The sequence below is a fragment of the Bradyrhizobium sp. BR 10261 genome, assembly GCF_019455395.1.
In the GTDB taxonomy this organism is placed as follows: Bacteria; Pseudomonadota; Alphaproteobacteria; order Rhizobiales; family Xanthobacteraceae; genus Bradyrhizobium; species Bradyrhizobium manausense.
This window is the reverse complement of record NZ_JACOFQ010000038.1, coordinates 1-17,650: the sequence shown is the minus strand read 5'-3', so window position 1 is coordinate 17,650 and position 17,650 is coordinate 1. Positions and strand designations below refer to the sequence as shown.

The 17,650-nt window shown below is 65.7% G+C and carries 14 protein-coding genes and 1 pseudogene; 5 read left to right on the top strand and 10 right to left on the bottom strand.

The window, feature by feature from the left end; genetic code table 11:
• On the bottom strand, positions 1-888 hold the full coding sequence (locus HYH07_RS31830; RefSeq protein ID WP_220006178.1) for a YgcG family protein: 888 nt from the start codon (positions 886-888) through the stop codon (positions 1-3).
• A gap of 132 nt (positions 889-1,020) precedes the next feature.
• The gene (locus HYH07_RS31825) at positions 1,021-1,629 is read right to left on the bottom strand and encodes a LemA family protein (protein ID WP_220006177.1); all 609 of its coding nucleotides are present in this window, start codon (positions 1,627-1,629) and stop codon (positions 1,021-1,023) included.
• A 173-nt stretch (positions 1,630-1,802) separates the two neighbouring features.
• Here HYH07_RS31825 and HYH07_RS31820 point away from each other — a divergent pair, with 173 nt between their 5' ends.
• The 3 genes and pseudogenes from HYH07_RS31820 (at position 1,803) to HYH07_RS31810 (ending at position 5,017) form a co-directional block, all read left to right on the top strand.
• The gene (locus HYH07_RS31820) at positions 1,803-2,654 is read left to right on the top strand and encodes an enoyl-CoA hydratase (RefSeq protein ID WP_220006176.1); all 852 of its coding nucleotides are present in this window, start codon (positions 1,803-1,805) and stop codon (positions 2,652-2,654) included.
• A gap of 5 nt (positions 2,655-2,659) precedes the next feature.
• Positions 2,660-3,808, top strand: a complete 1,149-nt coding sequence (locus tag HYH07_RS31815; protein WP_220006175.1) for an acyl-CoA dehydrogenase family protein — start codon at positions 2,660-2,662, stop codon at positions 3,806-3,808.
• Positions 3,809-3,821: 13 nt separating this feature from the next.
• Positions 3,822-5,017, top strand: a pseudogene (locus HYH07_RS31810) (acyl-CoA dehydrogenase family protein).
• 111 nt (positions 5,018-5,128) lie between these two features.
• Here HYH07_RS31810 and HYH07_RS31805 read toward each other — a convergent pair.
• The 3 genes from HYH07_RS31805 to HYH07_RS31795 form a co-directional block, all read right to left on the bottom strand.
• Positions 5,129-7,459 carry a xanthine dehydrogenase family protein molybdopterin-binding subunit gene (locus HYH07_RS31805; RefSeq protein ID WP_220006174.1) on the bottom strand — a complete coding sequence of 777 codons (2,331 nt, stop codon included), beginning with the start codon at positions 7,457-7,459 and terminating at the stop codon, positions 5,129-5,131.
• A 240-nt stretch (positions 7,460-7,699) separates the two neighbouring features.
• Positions 7,700-8,575 carry a dihydrodipicolinate synthase family protein gene (locus HYH07_RS31800; RefSeq protein ID WP_220006173.1) on the bottom strand — a complete coding sequence of 292 codons (876 nt, stop codon included), beginning with the start codon at positions 8,573-8,575 and terminating at the stop codon, positions 7,700-7,702.
• A 98-nt stretch (positions 8,576-8,673) separates the two neighbouring features.
• Positions 8,674-9,639, bottom strand: a complete 966-nt coding sequence (locus HYH07_RS31795; RefSeq protein ID WP_220006172.1) for a VOC family protein — start codon at positions 9,637-9,639, stop codon at positions 8,674-8,676.
• 180 nt (positions 9,640-9,819) lie between these two features.
• Between HYH07_RS31795 and HYH07_RS31790 the strand changes: the two genes are divergently transcribed.
• Both HYH07_RS31790 and HYH07_RS31785 read left to right on the top strand, forming a co-directional pair.
• Positions 9,820-10,686: a S1C family serine protease gene (locus HYH07_RS31790; RefSeq protein WP_220006171.1), complete on the top strand. Its 867-nt coding sequence runs from the start codon at positions 9,820-9,822 to the stop codon at positions 10,684-10,686.
• The gene (locus HYH07_RS31785) at positions 10,683-11,054 is read left to right on the top strand and encodes a response regulator transcription factor (RefSeq protein WP_220006170.1); all 372 of its coding nucleotides are present in this window, start codon (positions 10,683-10,685) and stop codon (positions 11,052-11,054) included. Before HYH07_RS31790 ends, HYH07_RS31785 begins: the two co-directional genes overlap by 4 nt.
• Positions 11,055-11,064: 10 nt before the next feature.
• On the opposite strand, the gene HYH07_RS31780 is transcribed toward HYH07_RS31785, so the two are convergent.
• From HYH07_RS31780 to HYH07_RS31760, 5 genes are all read right to left on the bottom strand, one after another.
• A complete protein-coding gene (locus HYH07_RS31780) occupies positions 11,065-12,306 on the bottom strand; it encodes an amidohydrolase family protein (protein WP_228749886.1) in 1,242 nt (413 codons plus the stop codon).
• A gap of 29 nt (positions 12,307-12,335) precedes the next feature.
• Positions 12,336-13,424: a HAMP domain-containing sensor histidine kinase gene (locus HYH07_RS31775; RefSeq protein WP_220006168.1), complete on the bottom strand. Its 1,089-nt coding sequence runs from the start codon at positions 13,422-13,424 to the stop codon at positions 12,336-12,338.
• A complete protein-coding gene (locus HYH07_RS31770; protein ID WP_220006167.1) occupies positions 13,411-14,103 on the bottom strand; it encodes a response regulator transcription factor in 693 nt (230 codons plus the stop codon). Before HYH07_RS31770 ends, HYH07_RS31775 begins: the two co-directional genes overlap by 14 nt.
• 97 nt (positions 14,104-14,200) lie before the next feature.
• Positions 14,201-14,701, bottom strand: a complete 501-nt coding sequence (locus HYH07_RS31765) for a hypothetical protein (RefSeq protein ID WP_220006166.1) — start codon at positions 14,699-14,701, stop codon at positions 14,201-14,203.
• 273 nt (positions 14,702-14,974) lie between these two features.
• The gene (locus HYH07_RS31760) at positions 14,975-17,308 is read right to left on the bottom strand and encodes a Tex family protein (protein ID WP_220006165.1); all 2,334 of its coding nucleotides are present in this window, start codon (positions 17,306-17,308) and stop codon (positions 14,975-14,977) included.
• Positions 17,309-17,650 lie beyond the last annotated feature (342 nt).

Below are 17,650 nucleotides of genomic sequence, written 5' to 3'. Positions count from 1 at the left end.
CTACCAGCTCCCCGAGGCGCCGCCGCCACCGAAGCTGCCGCCGCCCCCGCTGAAGCTGCCGCTGTCGCTGGACGACGACCCGCTGCTCCAGCCGCCGGAGGAGGAGCCGCTCGACCACGACCCGCCGCGTGACGGTCCTGTCGATGCCGGAAACAGATCGGCGATGAAGGACAGCACAAAGGCGATGATCCCGGCAAGCAGGGCCAGCGCACCGGATCCCAGAATGAGCAGTGCCAGGAGGCCGATCACGCTGCCGGTTGCGACCGAGCCCAGCAGCCGTCCCAGCAGCGAGCGCAGGATGCCGCCGACGATGAGTGAAGCAAACAGGGCGAATGGAGCAAGCGGCCCGATGTCGTCCAGATTGGCAAAATTCACGCTGCGCGAGGGAGCCGGCAGCGGCTCACCGTCGACGACACGCATCATCCGGTCGACGCCGGCCGAGATGCCGCCGGCGAAATCGCCCTCCCGGAATTTCGGCGTGATGACCTCGTCGATGATCCGCCGCGACGTCACGTCGGTGAGCGCGCCTTCGAGGCCGTAGCCGACCTCGATGCGCAAGTGCCGGTCGTTCTTGGCGACCACCAGGATCGCGCCGTCGTCGACCTTCTTGCGGCCGATCTTCCAGGCTTCCGCGACGCGGATCGAGAACTGCTCGATCGTCTCCGGGTCCGTCGTCGGCACGATCAGCACCGCGATCTGGCTGCCCTTGCGCGTCTCGAAATCGCGCAGCTTCTGCGACAGCGCGGCGATGTCGCTGCTCGATAGCGTGCCGGTCCGGTCGACCACGCGGCCGGTGAGCTGGGGGACAGCGACGTCGGCAAAGGCAAGTGAGGCGAAAGCTATGAGGAGCGTTGCGACGATCGCCGCACACCACACACGCAATGTCATCGCCCGGCTTGACCGGGCGATCCAGTATCCCAGATCCGCCAGCGAGATACGGAGAAGCCGCGGCGTACTGGATTCCCCGCCTTCGCGGGGAATGACGGCGGTGCGTGGAGCGCGCATCGGAACCAGACGCGCCTACTTAGACGGCGCGGGCGCGGTGTTGAAATCGACCTTCGGCGCGGTCGAGATTTCCTTCTCGTTCTCGACCGTGAAGTTCGGCTTTTCCTTGTAGCCGAACATCATCGCCGTGAGGTTGCTCGGGAATGAACGAATGGTGACGTTATAGTCCTGCACCGACTTGATGTAGCGGTTGCGCGCAACCGTGATGCGGTTTTCGGTGCCCTCGAGCTGCGACATCAGATCCTTGAACAGCGCATCCGACTTCAGCTGCGGATAGTTTTCCGTGACCACGAGGAGGCGCGACAGCGCGCTGGACAACTCGCCCTGGGCGGCCTGGAATTTCTGCAAGGCGGCGGGATCGTTCAGCACCTCGGGCGTCGCCTGGATGCTGCCGACCTTGGCGCGGGCATTGGTAACGCCGAGCAGCACATCCTTCTCCTGCTGCGCAAAGCCCTTCACCGAGTTGACCAGGTTGGGCACGAGATCGGCGCGGCGCTGATACTGGTTCACCACCTCGGACCAGTTGGCCTTGATCTGCTCATCCTGGCTCTGGATCGCGTTGTAGCCGCAATTGGTGAGGCTGAGCGAGGCCAGCGCCGCCAGCACGGTCAGGATCTTGCGCATCAAATTTCTCCCGGTGGAATCGGCCCGTAAACTACCAGATCGAGCGCATACAACGCCAGATGTCCCGCGCGGACGCGCGCGACACGTAGCCGGCTGACGCAAGCCCCTTGCCTATCATCACGCGACATAGTCAACTCACGACAAACAAGACGAAAACACTAGGGGAGCGCGCCATGTCCTCGTTCGAGACCATCCTCGTGGAGCGGCCGGAGCCGGCGATCGCCCGGGTCGTGATGAACCGCCCCGACGCGCGCAACGCGCAGAATCTGCAAATGACCTACGATCTCAACGCCGCCTTCGACGAAGCGGTTCAGGACGACACGGTCAAGGTCATCATTCTCGCCGGCAACGGGCCGCACTTCTCCTCCGGTCATGACCTGCGCCCCGGGGCCAAGAATGTCGCGGGCACAGATTTTCCGCCGATAGGACATTGGGGCGGCTTTGCCGAGGCGAACGCCCACGGCCGCTTTGCGCGCGAGCAGGAAATATATCTCCAGATCACGCGGCGCTGGCGCAATCTGGCGAAGCCGACCATCGCGGAAGTGCACGGCAAATGCATTGCGGGCGGCCTGATGCTGGCCTGGGCCTGCGACCTCATCGTCGCCAGCGATGATGCGCAGTTTTGCGACCCCGTCGTCACCATGGGCGTATGCGGGGTCGAATGGTTCGTGCATCCCTGGGAGCTCGGCCCGCGCAAGGCCAAGGAATTCCTGTTCACGGCCGACAGCTGGAGCGCGCAGGAGGCGCACCAGCTCGGCATGGTGAACCAGGTGGTGCCGCGCGCGGAGCTGTCGTCGCGCGTGCTGGAGCTGGCGCGGCGGATCGCGTCAAAGCCGTCCTTTGCGCTGAAGCTGACCAAGGAAGCGGTGAACCGCTCCGTCGACGTGATGGGGCAGCCCGCCGCAATCGATCAGGCCTTTGCCCTGCATCAGCTCTGTCACGCCCATAATCTTCAGGAGTTCGGCATGGTGGTCGATCCATCCGGATTGCATCCCTCGGTGCGCAAGCCGGCCGCCGCGGAATAAGCGCCATGGATCTCAATCTCAGTGACGAGCAAAGGCTGCTGCGCGAGAGCGCGGAGCGCTTCGTGGCCGAGAGCTACGATGCCGACCACCGCCGCAAGATGGCGAACGATCCGCTCGGCTTCAGCCCTCATGTGTGGAAACAATTCGCCGAGCTCGGCTGGCTGGCGCTGCCGATCGCGGAAGAGTTTGGCGGGCTCGGTGGCGGTCCGATCGAGATCGGGATCTTGATGGAAGCCTTTGGCCGCGGGCTGGTGTGCGAGCCCTATGTCGCGACGGTGGTGCTTGGCGCCGCGTTGATCGAGCGATGCGGCAGCACGGCGCAGAAGCAGGCGAGCCTGCCCAAGATCGCGGACGGCTCAATGAAGCTCGCCTTTGCGCATTCCGAGCGCGCCGCGCGGTTCGATCTCGCCAAGGTCGTGACATCAGCGACCAAGTCAGCCAACGGCTGGCGCCTGACCGGAAACAAGATCGCCGTGCTCGACGGCCATGCCGCCGACGAGATCATCGTCTCCGCGCATCTGCACGATCATCACGGACCTTCGGGACGGATCGGCCTGTTCCTGGTGCCGGCGACCGCCTCCGGCCTTGCGATCTCCGACTATCCGCGCCTCGGCGGCGGGCGCGCCTGCAACATCGAGCTGTCCGACCTGCATCTGCCGGACGATGCACTGCTCGGTGACGGCAACGACGCGCTGCCAGCGATCGAATGGGCCATCGATCGCGCGATGGCTGCGCTTGGTGCCGAGGCCGTCGGCATCATGCAGACGCTGCTCGACACCACGCTCGAGTACACCAAGATACGCAAGCAGTTCGGCCGGCCGCTGTCCGCCAACCAGGTGGTCCGCCATCGCCTCGCCGACATGGCGATCCAGCTCGACGAGGCACGCTCGATGGCGTTGCGCGCCGCGCTGAAGGCCGATAGCGCGCCGGTTGAGCGGGCTCGCGCAGCTTCGGCCGCCAAGGCGAAGATCGGCAAATGCGCCCGCTTCGTCGGCGAGCAGTCGATCCAGCTTCACGGCGGCATGGGCGTCACCGAGGAGCTCGAGGTCGGCGCCTATTTCAAGCGCCTTGTCGCCTTCGACACGCTGTTCGGCGGCAGCGCACACCATTATGCCCGCCACGCGCAGCTTGGTCGCACCACGGCTTCAGCCTGAAGGAGCGCGCATTATGGACCTGTCGTTCAATGCCGAAGAGCGCGCCTTCCAGAGCGAGGTGCGCAGCTTCATTGCGAAGAATCTCACCGAGGAGATGAAGCGCGCCACCGCACTGACGCCGTCGGTGTTCTCCGATCCCGACATCGGGATGGCCTGGCAGCGCGCGCTGCACGGCCGCGGCTGGGGCGCACCGGGCTGGCCGGTCGAATATGGCGGTCCCGATTGGACCCCGGCGCAGCGATGGATCTTCGAGAGCGAATGCGCGCGGGCCGGCGTGCCGAATGTGAATGTGATGGGCGTGAAGATGGTCGGCCCGGTCATCATCGGCTTCGGCAGCCCTGAGCAGAAGAATTTCTACCTGCCACGGATCTCTCCGGCGAGGATTATTGGTGCCAGGGCTATTCCGAGCCGGGCTCGGGCTCCGATCTCTCCTCGCTGAAGACGCGCGCGGTGCGTCACGGCGACGACTACATCATCAACGGCACCAAGATCTGGACCACGCATGCCCACCACGCCAACCGCATGTTCGCGCTGGTGCGCACCAGCGACGGCGAGCGGCAGCAGGACGGCATCAGCTTCATCCTGATCGACATGAAGACACCGGGCATCACGACGCGCCCGATCCTCACCATCGGCGGCGACCACGAGGTCAACCAGGTGTTCTTCGACGACGTGCGCGTGCCCGTCGCCAACCGCGTCGGCGATGAAGGCAAGGGCTGGACCTATGGCAAATACCTGCTCGAGTTCGAGCGCGGCGCCGGCATTGCGTCCGCCAAGCTGCGCGAGGGGCTGCGCGCGATCACCGAGCTCGCCAAGTCCGATCTGACGGGGCGCGCCATCGACAGCCCCGATATCGCGACGCGCATCTCCGAGGTCGAGATCGACATCGACGCGCTTGAAATGACCGAACTGCGCGTGCTCTCCGCGCTGCAGACCGGACAAAATCCCGGCGCGGTCTCGTCGATCCTGAAGCTGCGCAACAGCGAGATCCGGCAGGCCGTGACGCGGTTAGGGGTCGACGTGATCGGCCACGATGCGCTCGCCGTCGAGCCGATGCGCCCGCTCTACAAGCTCAACCACGAGCCCGCGCTGCCCGAGGAGATGTTGACGGTGGTGCCGGAATATCTCAACGGCCGCGCTTATACGATCTTCGGCGGCACCTCGGAGATCCAGCGCGATATTATCGCGAAGATGATGCTGGGGATTTGACTCTTGTAGTCCTGTGTTTGGCGTGTACGAGCGCCACATACTCCGCTGTCGTCCCGGACAAGCGTAAGCGCAGATCCGGGACGACAATTGTGTTTGCCGCGACGGTTCGGCCTAAGCCGACTGAGCACCCGTCTTCGCGTCCCTGATCGCCTTCCAGACCTTCTGCGGCGTCAGTGGCGTGTTGAGCTGGGTGATGCCGAGTTCGGCGAGTGCGTCCATCACGCCGTTGGTCACGCAAGGCGGACCGCCGATGGCGCCGGATTCGCCGCAGCCCTTGGCGCCGAGCGGATTGGTGCGGCAGGGCGCGGAATCATCCAGCGTCACCACGATCGGCGGCACGTCGTCGGCGCGCGGGATGCAATAGTCCTGGTAGCTGGCGGTGAGGAGCTGGCCGTCGGCATCGTAGGAGACGCCCTCATAGAGCGCCTGGCCGATGCCCTGCGCGACGCCGCCATGGATCTGCCCCGTCACCAGCATCGGGTTCACGGCAACGCCGACATCGTCGACGGTGGTGTAGCGCACGACCTTGGAGACGCCGGTCTCGGGATCGATCTCGACCTCGCAGATATGCGCGCCATTCGGCCAGCTCGGCCCGTCAACTTCACCTTCGGAATCGACGCTGAGCCTGGCGCCGGTCTCCTTCTCCGCGAGATCGAACAGGCTGATGCGGCGGTCGGTGCCGACCACGGTGAGCATGCCGCCCTGATATTCGATGTCCTCGACCGAGGTCTCGAGCACGTTGGCCGCCTTCTCGCGCGCCTTCTGAATCAGATCATTGGAGGAGACCGCAACGGCCGTGCCCCCGACGAACAGCGAACGCGAGCCGACGCTGCCAAAGCCCATCGCAAGATCCGTGTCACCCTGCACGACGTCGATCTTGTCCATGGCGATCCCGAGCGTGTCGGAGATCATCTGGGTGTAGGTGGTCTGCAGCCCCTGCCCCATTGCCATGGTGCCGGAATGCAGGACGACGCGGCCCTGCGCGGTCGCGTGCAGGCTGACCTTTTCAGTATGGGCGCGGCCGCCGGTCCATTCGATGTAGGAGGTGAGACCGCGGCCGTAGAGCAGGCCCTTCTTCTTCGCGGCCTTCTTGCGTGCGGCAAAGCCGTCCCAATCCGCAAGCTTCACGGCGCGATCGAGCATGTGCGCGAAGGCGCCGGAATCGTAAACCTGACCGGCGGCGTTGGTGTAGGGCAGCTGCGCCGGCTTGATGTAGTTCACCTTCCGGATCGCGCGCGGATCCATGCCGATTTTTCGCGCGGCCGCGTCAAACAGGCGCTCGACGATGAAGACGGCCTCGGGGCGGCCAGCGCCACGATAGGCACCCACCGGCGCGGTATGGGTCATCACCGACTTGACCTCGAAATGCACCAGCGGCAGATCGTAGACGCCGGTCTGTACGAACGGCCCGAGCACCAGCGGGATGATGTTGGCGGCGCCCGACGAGTACGCGCCGGTGCAACCGATCGACTTGACGCGATAGGCCAGCACCTTGCCTTTCTCGTCCAGTGCGAAGGACGCCGTCGAAGTGAGATCGCGGCCATGGGTGCCACCGACGAACTCGTCGGTGCGGTCGCCGCGCCAGCGGATCTTCTTGTTCAGCTTGGTCGCGACATAGGCGACGATGCCGTCTTCCGGATAGAGGTTGGTCTTCTGGCCAAAGCCGCCGCCGATATCGCCGACCAGCACGCGCACGCTGTCCTTGGGACGCTTCAGCACGGCTTCGGCGAGCACGTCGCGGGTCGAGGCCGGGGTCTGCGACTGCACATGCAGCAGCAGGCGGCCGGTCTTGTCGATCTCGGCGATGGTCGAGCGCGGCTCCATGGCGGAGGGCACCAGACGCTGGCTGACGAGATCGAGCTCGACGGTGTGCGCGGCCTTGGCGAAGGCTTCGTCCACCTTGGCGGCGTCGCCATAGCTCATCGCGCCGACAATGTTGTCGGGCGCTTCAGGCCACACCACCGGCGCACCGGGCTTGACGGCCTCGACGGGATCGACCACGGCGGGCTGCACGTCGTATTCGACCACAATCGCCTCGGCCGCGCTCTGGGCCTCCGCACGCGACGACGCCACCACCGCCGCCACCGCCTCGCCGGTGTAACGCACGATTTCATGGGCGAGCAGCCGCCGCGGCGGCACCGTCATCGGTTTGCCGTCGGGCCGCTTGAAGATGCTGAGCGTCGGAATGGTGCCGACGTCATCCTTGATCAGATCGGCGCCCGTGTAGATCGCGGTGACGCCAGGCATCGACGCGGCAGCGCTGGTGTCGATCGAGATGATCTTCGCATGCGCATGTGGCGAGCGCAGCAGGTGCAACCACAGCGCGCCATCTTCCGGCTTGTCGTCGATGAATTGCCCCTTCCCGGTGAGCAGCCGCTGGTCTTCCAAACGCTTGACGGGCTGGCCCGCTCCGAAACGCAAATTGCCGGGAAGAATGTTCATTCCGTGGGGTCCTCTAAGCCTCAAAGTGCGGCCGCCTTTTAGCGGATCAAGACAGGCGAGACCAGCCGCGGTTTTGGGCGGGATATCTACGATTTCGGCATGTCGTCCCGATCTGCGATTCCGTAGGGTGGGCAAAGGCGCGCTCTTCGCGCGCCGTGTCCACCACTCGCGCCAACAGGCAAAGGGTGGGCACGCTACGCTTTGCCCACCCTACGGCACCGATCATGGGATGACTGCGCGCTAATCAAGCTCTCGCAACGCCGCTTCCACCACCTTGCGTGCGTCGGCCGTGAGCGGCGCCTGCGGCGGGATGGGATCGCCGACGTCGTAACCCTGGATCGCAAGGCCGGCCTTGATGCAGGCGGCAAGGTTGAAGCGTGCGAAGGCCTCGTTGATCCGCCACAGCCGGCGCTGCAGTGCCATGGCCTCGTCCCAGCGGCCCGCCTGGCAAAGGTCGTAGAGCGCAACGCTCTGGCGCGGGATGATGCAGGCCGGCCCCGCCATCCAGCCGAGGCCGCCGATGAGCATCACTGCAGCCGGGATATGGGCGGAGGCCGAGAACACGCGCAAGGAATCGCCGCAGCGGTTCATGATCGAGAGCAGCCGCCCGGTGTTGGTGGAGGCGTCCTTGATGTAGCCGATACGCGGATGCTCGGCGAGGCGTGCGATGACATCGAGAGTGAGGTCGGAGCGCTGGAATTGCGGATTGGTGTAGATGACGACGGGAATGTCCACGGCATCGGCGATGCTGCGGAAATAGGATTCGACCTGGGCGTCAGGAAGCGGAAAATAGGCTTCGAGGATTGCCAGGATGCCGTCGGCGCCAAGCTTTTGATAGGCTTGCGCCTGCGCCACCGCATCGGCTGTCGAGGTTGAGGCGACGCCCGCCACAACTGGCACGCGCCGCTGCGCAGCCTCGATCGTGGTCTGCACAATCGCCATCCGCTGCGCGGCGTTGAGATAAGCGAACTCGCCGGTGGAGCCGAGCGGCGTCAGCCCGTGCACACCGGCGCCGATCAGATCGTCGCAGAGCCTTGCGAGCATATCGGTCCGCACGGTGCCATCAGCACTGACGGGCGAGACGAGATAGGGGAAGACGCCGCGAAATTCGGTCATGTCGGGAATAAGTCCGGGGAAGCTGAGTCCAGTCTGGCAGGCGCGCGGTCCATCGCGTGCTACCATGGGGTCCTATTGCCAGCAAGCACGCGGGCCGCTCACACCTTCAGCAATCGCACCCGCGTGCCCCAGGGATCGACGGCCTCGACGCCGTCAGGCAGTTGCACGACGCGCGCGCCGCCCTTGCGCAGGCGTTCTTCCTGCGCGGCGAGGATGTCCTGCTTTTCCGTCACCAGCGAGAACCAGGCGAGTCCGGTCATCGCGTCGTCGCGCTGGCCGGCGCCCTCACTCTGCCAGACGTTCATGCCGAGATGGTGATGATAGCGCCCCGACGACAGGAACGCGGCGCCGCCCCGACTGCGGGTCGGGTCGAGGCCGACAGCGCCGTGGTAAAAACTCTGCGCCTGCGCGAGATCGCCGACGCGCAAATGCATGTGGCCGACGCGCAGGCCGTCCGGCGCCCTGGCATAGTCGCTGACGCGCGTGTTGGTCAGCGACAGCAGGTCGGGAATGTTGAGCTCGTCGGTCGCCATCTTCACGCTGCCCTCGCTCCACTGCCATTGCGAGGGATCGCGGTCGGCATAGACCTCGATGCCGTTGCCTTCGGGGTCGTCGAGGTAGACGGACTCGCTGACGAGATGATCGGCAAAGCCCGACAGTGGCACCCGATGAGAGGCGGCATGGACCAGCCAGCGCGCGAGGTCTTTTCGTGTCGGCATCAGGAAGGCGGTGTGGTAGAGGCCAGCGGCGTTGCGCGGCTCGATCGCGGCGTCGGGACGGGCTTCCAGCACCAGCAGCGTGATACCTGATGTGCCGAGCTTCGCGGCGCCGCCTGAGCGCTCCATCACGGTAAGCCCGATCACGTCGCGGTAGTAATCTGCCACCCTATCGAGATTTTTCACCCGCAGCGTCACCATGCCGATCCGCATCGGCGTGCGACTGGCGTAGGTTGGCCCACCGCTTTGCGGATTGCCCTCGGCGCGCACCGCGCCGGCCGCAGCCATCGCGAGCGAGCTGGCGCCGGCCAGTTGAAGCAGGGTACGGCGGGTGAGGTCGATGGTCATCGGTCGGGGCTCGCTGAAAATGGTTTGGGCCCGTTAGGCGCAATTGGGAGATTGCTACAATTTGCCGTGAGGAGTTCCAAATCACATGTTCGTCGGCTACGGCCCTGAGGGACTGACCACCCGGCCAGTTTCACAATTGGCCGCGAGGTACCAGATTGAGGACAGCTTAGGGAGCCCTCCATGACCGACCTCACCCCCCTCACCTCGCTGTCATCGGCGCTGGCGGATGTCGTGGCGCGGATCGCGCCGTCCGTTGTGTCAGTCCATTCGCATCGATCCGGCTCGACCGGCTTCGTCTGGAAGCCCGGCTTGATCGTCACCGCCGACGAGGCGCTGGCCGACGAGGGCGATGTCCAGATCGTGCTCGCCGATGGCAGCACGGTTGCCGCCACGATCGTCGGCCGCGACCACATGACCGATATCGCGCTGCTACGCGCGGAAAGCAATATTGCCCCGGTCAAGCTGTCCGCGACTGTGCCCGCTCTCGGTGCGCTCTCCGTCGTGGTCGCCACCAACAGGGATGCGCCGAGTGCGGCGCTGGGGATGGTATCCGTCTCAGGCCAGGGCTGGCGCTCCTTGCGCGGCGGCGAGATCGATGCGCGGATCGAGCTCGATGTTCGCCTCCGTTCGAGCCAGGAGGGCGGCCTTGCCCTCGATGCTTCTGGCGAGGCCTTTGGCATGGCCGTGCTCGGACCGCGGCGCGTGCTGGTGATTCCGACGGCCACGATCGAGCGGGTCGCAGCCCAGCTGGAGACGCGCGGCCGCATTGCGCGGGGATATCTCGGGCTCGGACTGCAGCCGCTGCGGCTCGATGACGGCATCGGCGCGATGGTGATGAATGTCGACAAGGCCGGTCCAGCGGCCAGCGCCGGCATCCGCCAGGGCGACGTGATCGTGGCGGTCAACGACCAGAAGCTATCAGGCGTGCGCGCATTGTTGCGGACGCTGGGACCCGCCAGCGTCGGCCGGGTGGTCGATGTTGCGGTCCGCCGTGGCGGCGAACCTGCGAGCTTCAGGGTCACGATCGGCGAGAGGCCCGAAGCGTGAGCGCGGACATCTCGCCTGATATCGTGCTGTCGCTCGAGATCGACGATCCAGCGCTCGCCGACCGCCTCGCGACACTGCTCGGCAGTGTCGCGGGGCTTCGCCTTGCCGCGCCCGGCGAGGCCGCCAATGCGACGATCGTCGCCCGCGACCCGCGTGTCATGCCCGAGGACATCGCGCTGACGCAGCGCGAGCTCGACGTGCTGGCGCTGATGGCCGAAGGCGCCTCCAACAAGATGATCGCGCGTCAGCTCAACATCTCCGTGCATACCGTGAAATTCCACGTCGGCTCGCTGCTCGACAAGCTGGATGCGACCGGCCGCACCGATGCGGTGGCGCACGCGGCGCGCCGCGGCGTGATCGAGCTCTGAGCCGCGCGCCTCATGGGACAATTGCAGCCTCCGCGAGCGCGCGCATGCGGTCTGTATCGACAACGCGGCCATGGCTGATGACGACACGCGGCGGCGCATGAAAGCGCAATGCCTCGGTGACGTCGCCCTGGTCGAGGATGACGAGATTGGCGGCGCAGCCGAGGCCGAGGCCGTAGCGCTCGAGGCCGAGCGCTAAGGCGGCGCGCGTGGTGATCATGTCGTAGAGCGTCTCGAGCTCGCTCTTCTTCGTCATCCACAGCAGGTGCGAGGCCAGAAACGCCACCTCCAGCATGTTGTTGCGGCCCAGCGGATAATAGGCGTCGGAAATATCGTCCTGGCCGAGACAGACATTGATCCCGACGCCCAGCAGCTCCTTGACCCGCGCATGCAGCGGGCCGGTGTGGGGGTCGCTGACGACGCTGATACGGGCCTCCCCGAGCAGGACCATCAGCTCGCGAAGATAGTTCTCGGGATAGAGCGCCATGGCGCGGCAATGATGAGCCAGCGCCCGGCCCTCCATGCCACGCGCGATCACCGCGCGCGCCATCATGTCGAGCGTGCGCATATTGGCATCGCCGACGTCGTCGAGCAGCATCGAGATATCGGCGCCGTGCTCGGCGGCAAGCTCGAAGCAGAAATCGATGTGGCGGCGCATGTCCTGCTCGTTGGCCTCGATCCAGGGGATGCCGCCGACGATATCGGCCCCTGATGCCATCGCCTCGCGCATCAGGCCGTCGGCGCCAGGCTCGCGCAACAGGCCATCCTGCGGGAACGCGACCACCTGGATCTCGACGATGCCGCGAAACTCCTCGCGGATGGCGAGCAGCGCCTTGACGCCCTCGAGCCTCGCCTTGGTGTCGACATCGGCGAAGGCACGGATATGGAGATTGCCGTGGAGCGCCGCAAGCGCCACCGCGCGCCGCGCGTTCGGAATGATCCAGGAGGCGTCGTACCTGCTCTTGACCACCGCTGCGAGCTCGATTGCCTTCGCCGCCTCGCTCATGTCGGCGCCCTGATAGGCCTCCAGCGCCGCCTCCGACATCATCGGCAGGGTCCAGACCTTGCAAAGATGCAGATGCGGATTGACGAACGCCGGCATCACCAGGCCGCCTCCAGCATCGATGACGGATTGCGCGGCGTGATCGAGCCGGTCGCCGATCGCCGTGATCACGCCGTCGGTAATCGCGATGTCGACGAGCTCGCGGCTGCGCATGCGCGCGTTGGTGATGACGAGATCAGGCGGGCTTGGCATGGCAGGACTCTCACGCGATACATTTGCGATCATGCAAGTTGGGTGCCGGGCCGGTGCGGCGGAAAATCGAGCCGGACCTTCAAGCCCGGACCATTGTCATGCAACATGATCTCGGCGCCATGGAGGCGGGCCACGGCCGCGACCAGGCTCAGCCCCAGACCGTTGCCCGGGGTGTAGCGGCTCTGCTCGAGCCGATAGAAGCGCTTGAATACGTGGTCGCGCTGGTCGGCCGGAATGCCCTCGCCGTCGTCGGCGATGGTAATCGAGGCGCCGCTCTCGGTGCCTTGGCAGATCACCGTCACCTTTCCACCTGAGCGGCCATGCTTGATGGCGTTGTCGACCAGATTGGCGATCGCGTCGAACAGCAGGTCGCGGTCGCCCGTGACGGCGACCTCGCGCTCGCCAGAGAGGCTCAGGCGCGTTGCGACCTGCTCGGCGGCGGCGTCGTAGAGTTCAACCACCTCGCCGGCGATCTCGGCCAGATTGAGCGGGCGAAACGCGCTGCGGCGGGCGCGGGTCTCGATCTCCGAGATCCGGGTGATCGAAGCGAACATCCCGAGCACGGCATCGAGATCGGCGATGGTGTCGCCGATCAGGGCGGCATCGGCCGCAGCGTTGCGCGGAGCGTGATAGGCCTTTTCCAGCCGGCCCCGCATCCGCGTCAGCGGCGTGCGCAGATCGTGGGCGACATTATCGCTGACCTGCTTGACCTCGCCCATCAGCGTCTCGATGCGATCGAGCATCTGGTTGAGGTTTTCGGCGACGCGGTCCCATTCGTCATGGCTGCCGCGCAAGGGAATGCGCCGGTCGAGGCCCGAGAGCATGATGGCGCGGCTGGTGGCATTGATCTCCTCGATCCGTCCGACCGTGCGCCGCGTCACCAGCACGGCCGCGACGCCCGACAGCACGACCAGCAGCACGGCGACGGCGATCATCGCCAGCTCGAGCATCGCGACGAAGCCGGAGTGGTCGCCGACATCGCCGACGCGGCTGCGCACATAAGCGAGCGTGCCGACATAGACGTAGGCCATGATCGCCGCGACGATCAGGCCGAAGATCGCAATCGCGATCAGTGCCAGGCGGAAGGTCGAGGACCGGAGCGTGTTAGCCAGGAGCACGGAGGCAATATCCGATGCCGCGGATGGTGTGGATCAATGGATAGGCCTGGGCATCGTCGACCTTGCGGCGGACGCGTCCGACATAGACGTCGATGATGTTGGTGGAGGGATCGAAATGCAGGTCCCAGACGTGCTGCAGCAGCATCGCGCGGGAGACGACGCGACCTTCATTGCGGACCAGATATTCGAGCAATTGGAATTCGCGCGGCAACAGCGGGATCTTGCGGCCGCGCCGGCTGGCATTGCGCGCGATCAAATCGACGGCGAGGTCGCCGACGCGCAGGATCGTTTCCTTGGCGATGGTCTCGCTGCGGCGGCCGAGCGCCTCGAGGCGCGCGAGCAGCTCGACGAAGGAAAACGGCTTGACGAGGTAATCGTCGCCACCGGCACGCAAGCCGCGCACGCGCTCGTCGACCTCGCCGAGTGCGGAGATGATCAGGAACGGCGAGGCAATGCCGTCGTCGCGCATCTGCCGCATCACGGTGATGCCATCGATGTCGGGCAGCATGCGGTCGATGGTGATGACGGCATAGTCGCGCGCGGCGCCGTGGCTGAGGGCTTCGCGCCCCGTGGCGGCGAGATCGACCTCATAGCCTGATGTCGTCAGTTCCTCGACGAGCTGGCCCGCGGTTTCCGGATCGTCCTCGACGACAAGAATGCGGCGATGGCCTCCGGTCATGACGAACTCCGCGCGACGATCGCCACCAGATTATCCCGTTCCGGGGCTGAGCGGAACCACCCGGTGGCGATCGCGACAATGGTGCGGACCGGCGATGCTAGTACCAACTGTCCCCGCACACATTGACCCATTGCCAGCCATAGGGCGTCCAGCTCCTGCGCCAACAGCCGTCGTCGTAATAGTTGGCGTAGTAGAAGGGCGCGCCGAACACGGCAAACCGGTGGAAGCGATGATGCCGGAAGAAGAAGGCGTGGCGGCCGATGAAGGGCCGGCCATGCCAGCCGCCGCCGACGAAACGCGGCCCGATCGCCGCATGGGCGAAACGCACGCCACCGAAGCCAGGTCCGCCGACATGCGCGAAGCGCGCCCCGCCGAAGCCCGGTCCACCGACGTGGGCGAAGTGTGCACCGCCCATGCCGCCGACATGCATGCCACCGAAGCCGCCGGCGCGCATGCCGCCGCCACCGAAGTGGCCACCACCGCCGAAGCCGCCGTGACCGCCGCCTCCGCCGCCACCTCGGGCCAGCACCGGTGAGCCCAGCGCCATCGCTGCAGCGATCGCTGCCGCAGCGAGGCCCTTGAGAAGCCTGTTGTCCATCGAAGCATCCTCCGTGCTGCGCGGCGATATCGCTGCCGCACCGGAGGGATCAGAGAGGAACGGACGGGCAGCTTCAACTTACAAGCGCGCCAGATTCTGACGCGGATGTTAGGATGCATGCTCTCCCCACGTCATTGCGAGGAGCTCGCGACAAAATTGCGCAGCAATTTTGCGCTGATGCGACGAAGCAATCCAGACCGCTTCCGCGGAGACAGTCTGGATTGCTTCGCTACGCTCGCAATGGAGCGCGTCCTACGTCGGGCTACTCACTTCTCACGCCCGCTTGCCGTTGTTCTTCTCCGCGGCCCGGCGCATCGCCTCGGCGAGCGCACCGCCGCCGCTGGAGGATTCCTGCTTGCGGGGGGCCGAGGACATCATGCGGCTGGTGTTGCGCGTGTTGTCGCGCTGCATGCCGGGAGCGTCCTTCTTAGGCCCAACCTCGTCGTCGAGGCGAAGCGTCAGCGAGATGCGCTTGCGGGCGACCTCGAAGTCCAGCACCTTGACCTTGACGATGTCGCCGGGCTTCACCACCTCGCGCGGATCCTTGATGAAGGTCTTGGACATCGCCGAGATGTGCACCAGGCCGTCCTGGTGCACGCCGATATCGACGAAGGCGCCGAAGGCGGCGACGTTGGTCACGGTACCCTCCAGGATCATGCCCTTCTGAAGGTCCTTGATCTCCTCGACGCCCTCCTTGAACACCGCGGCCTTGAACGCCGGACGCGGGTCGCGGCCGGGCTTTTCCAGTTCCTTCAAGATGTCGGTGACGGTCGGCAGACCAAAGGTCTCGTCGACGAAATCCTTCGGCTTGAGCGTGCGCACGATCTCGCTCGAGCCGATCAGCGCCTTGATGTCGCTCTTGCTCGCCGCGAGGATGCGGCGCACCACCGGATAGGCTTCCGGATGCACGCCGGAAGCATCGAGCGGGTCCTCGCCACCGAGGATGCGCAAAAAGCCCGCGCACTGCTCGAACGCCTTTGGACCGAGGCGCGGCACATCCTTCAGCGCCTTGCGCGACTTGAACGGGCCGTTGGCGTCGCGATGCGCCACGATGCTCTGGGCAAGGCCCGAGCCGACGCCCGACACGCGGGCGAGCAGCGGCGCAGAGGCGGTGTTGACGTCGACGCCGACCGCGTTCACGCAGTCTTCGACCACGGCATCGAGCGATTTGGCGAGCTTGGCCTGGCCGAGATCGTGCTGATACTGGCCGACGCCGATCGCCTTGGGCTCGATCTTGACGAGCTCGGCGAGCGGATCCTGCAAGCGGCGGGCGATCGAGACCGCGCCGCGCAGCGTGACGTCGAGGCCGGGCAATTCCTCCGATGCGAAGGCCGAGGCGGAATAGACCGACGCGCCCGCTTCCGACACCACGATCTTGCTCATCTTCAACTCGGGGAGACCCTTGACCAGCTCGGTCGCGAGCTTGTCGGTCTCGCGCGAGGCGGTGCCGTTGCCGATCGCGATCAGCTCGACGCGATGCTTGATCGCGAGCCGGCCGAGCGTTGCCAGCGACTCGTTCCACTGCCGCTGCGGCTCGTGCGGAAAGATCGCTGTGGTGTCGACCACCTTGCCGGTGGCATCGACGACAGCAACCTTGACGCCGGTGCGGTAGCCGGGATCGAGCCCCATGGTGACGCGGGTGCCGGCGGGCGCCGCCAGCAGCAGGTCGCGCAGGTTAGAGGCGAACACGCGCACGGCCTCGGTCTCGGCCGCGTTCCACAGCCGCATGCGCAGGTCGATATTGAGATGCACCTGGATCTTGGTGCGCCAGGCCCAGCGCACGGTGTCGATCAGCCAGCGGTCGCCGGCGCGCTTGAGGTCGGCGATGCCGAACCGCTTCATGATCTTCAGCTCGTAGGCGCCTGGCACGCCGGCGGGCGGCGCTTCCTCGGCCTGGATCTGGAGATCGAGGATCTCTTCCTTCTCGCCGCGGAACATCGCCAAAATTCTGTGCGAGGGAAGTTTCGTCAGCGGCTCGGAGAAGTCGAAATAGTCGGCGAATTTTTCGCCCTCGGTCTTCTTGCCGTCGCGCACCTTGGAGGCCATGCGCGCATTGCTCCACATGTCTTCGCGCAAGGCCCCGATCAAATCGGCGTCCTCGTCGAAGCGTTCGACCAGGATGGCGCGGGCGCCGTCGAGCGCGGCGGCGGCATCGGCAACGCCCTTCTCGGCGTTGATGAAGCTTTCTGCGACGATCTTGGGATCGTTGCCGGGCTCGGCGAGGAGCTGGTTGGCGAGCGGCTCGAGGCCGGCTTCCTTGGCGATCTCCGCCTTGGTGCGGCGCTTCGGCTTGAACGGCAGGTAGATGTCTTCGAGACGCGCCTTGCTGTCCGCGGCCATGATCGAGGCTTCCAGCGCGGCATCGAGCTTGCCCTGCTCGCGGACCGATTCGAGGATGGCCTTGCGGCGGTCCTCGAGCTCGCGCAGGTAGACCAGGCGCTCCTCCAGGGTGCGCAATTGCGCGTCGTCGAGCGCACCGGTCGCTTCCTTGCGGTAGCGCGCGATGAAGGGAACCGTGGCGCCGCCGTCGAGCAGCGTCACCGCCGCCTCGACCTGCTCCGCCCGTACCCCAAGCTCCTGCGCAATCTTCTGGTTGATATTGGCCACGCGAGATTTCCTCTCTATTCCCAAGCACGCGACGCAAACCGAAATCCGGCCGCGGGACGCCGCTTATGGACCAACCGAGGTTGATTCATCAAGGTGCGGGGCGCAACCGTCGACAGAGGATTTTTTTGCCAGACCGATGCGATCTCGCCACAATCGTGGGGATGGCGCGGGGCGTCCGGGGACGCAAGTGAGGTTCGGCCCAGCTCTTTCCACGTCGTCATTCGAGCGCAGCGAAACAATGCAGAATCCCTCCGCGGAAAGACTTTGGATTGCTTCGCTGCGCCCGCAATGACGGAGTATGAGGCAGCAGCCTCGCCCCCCAAATGACGTTGTCATTCCCCG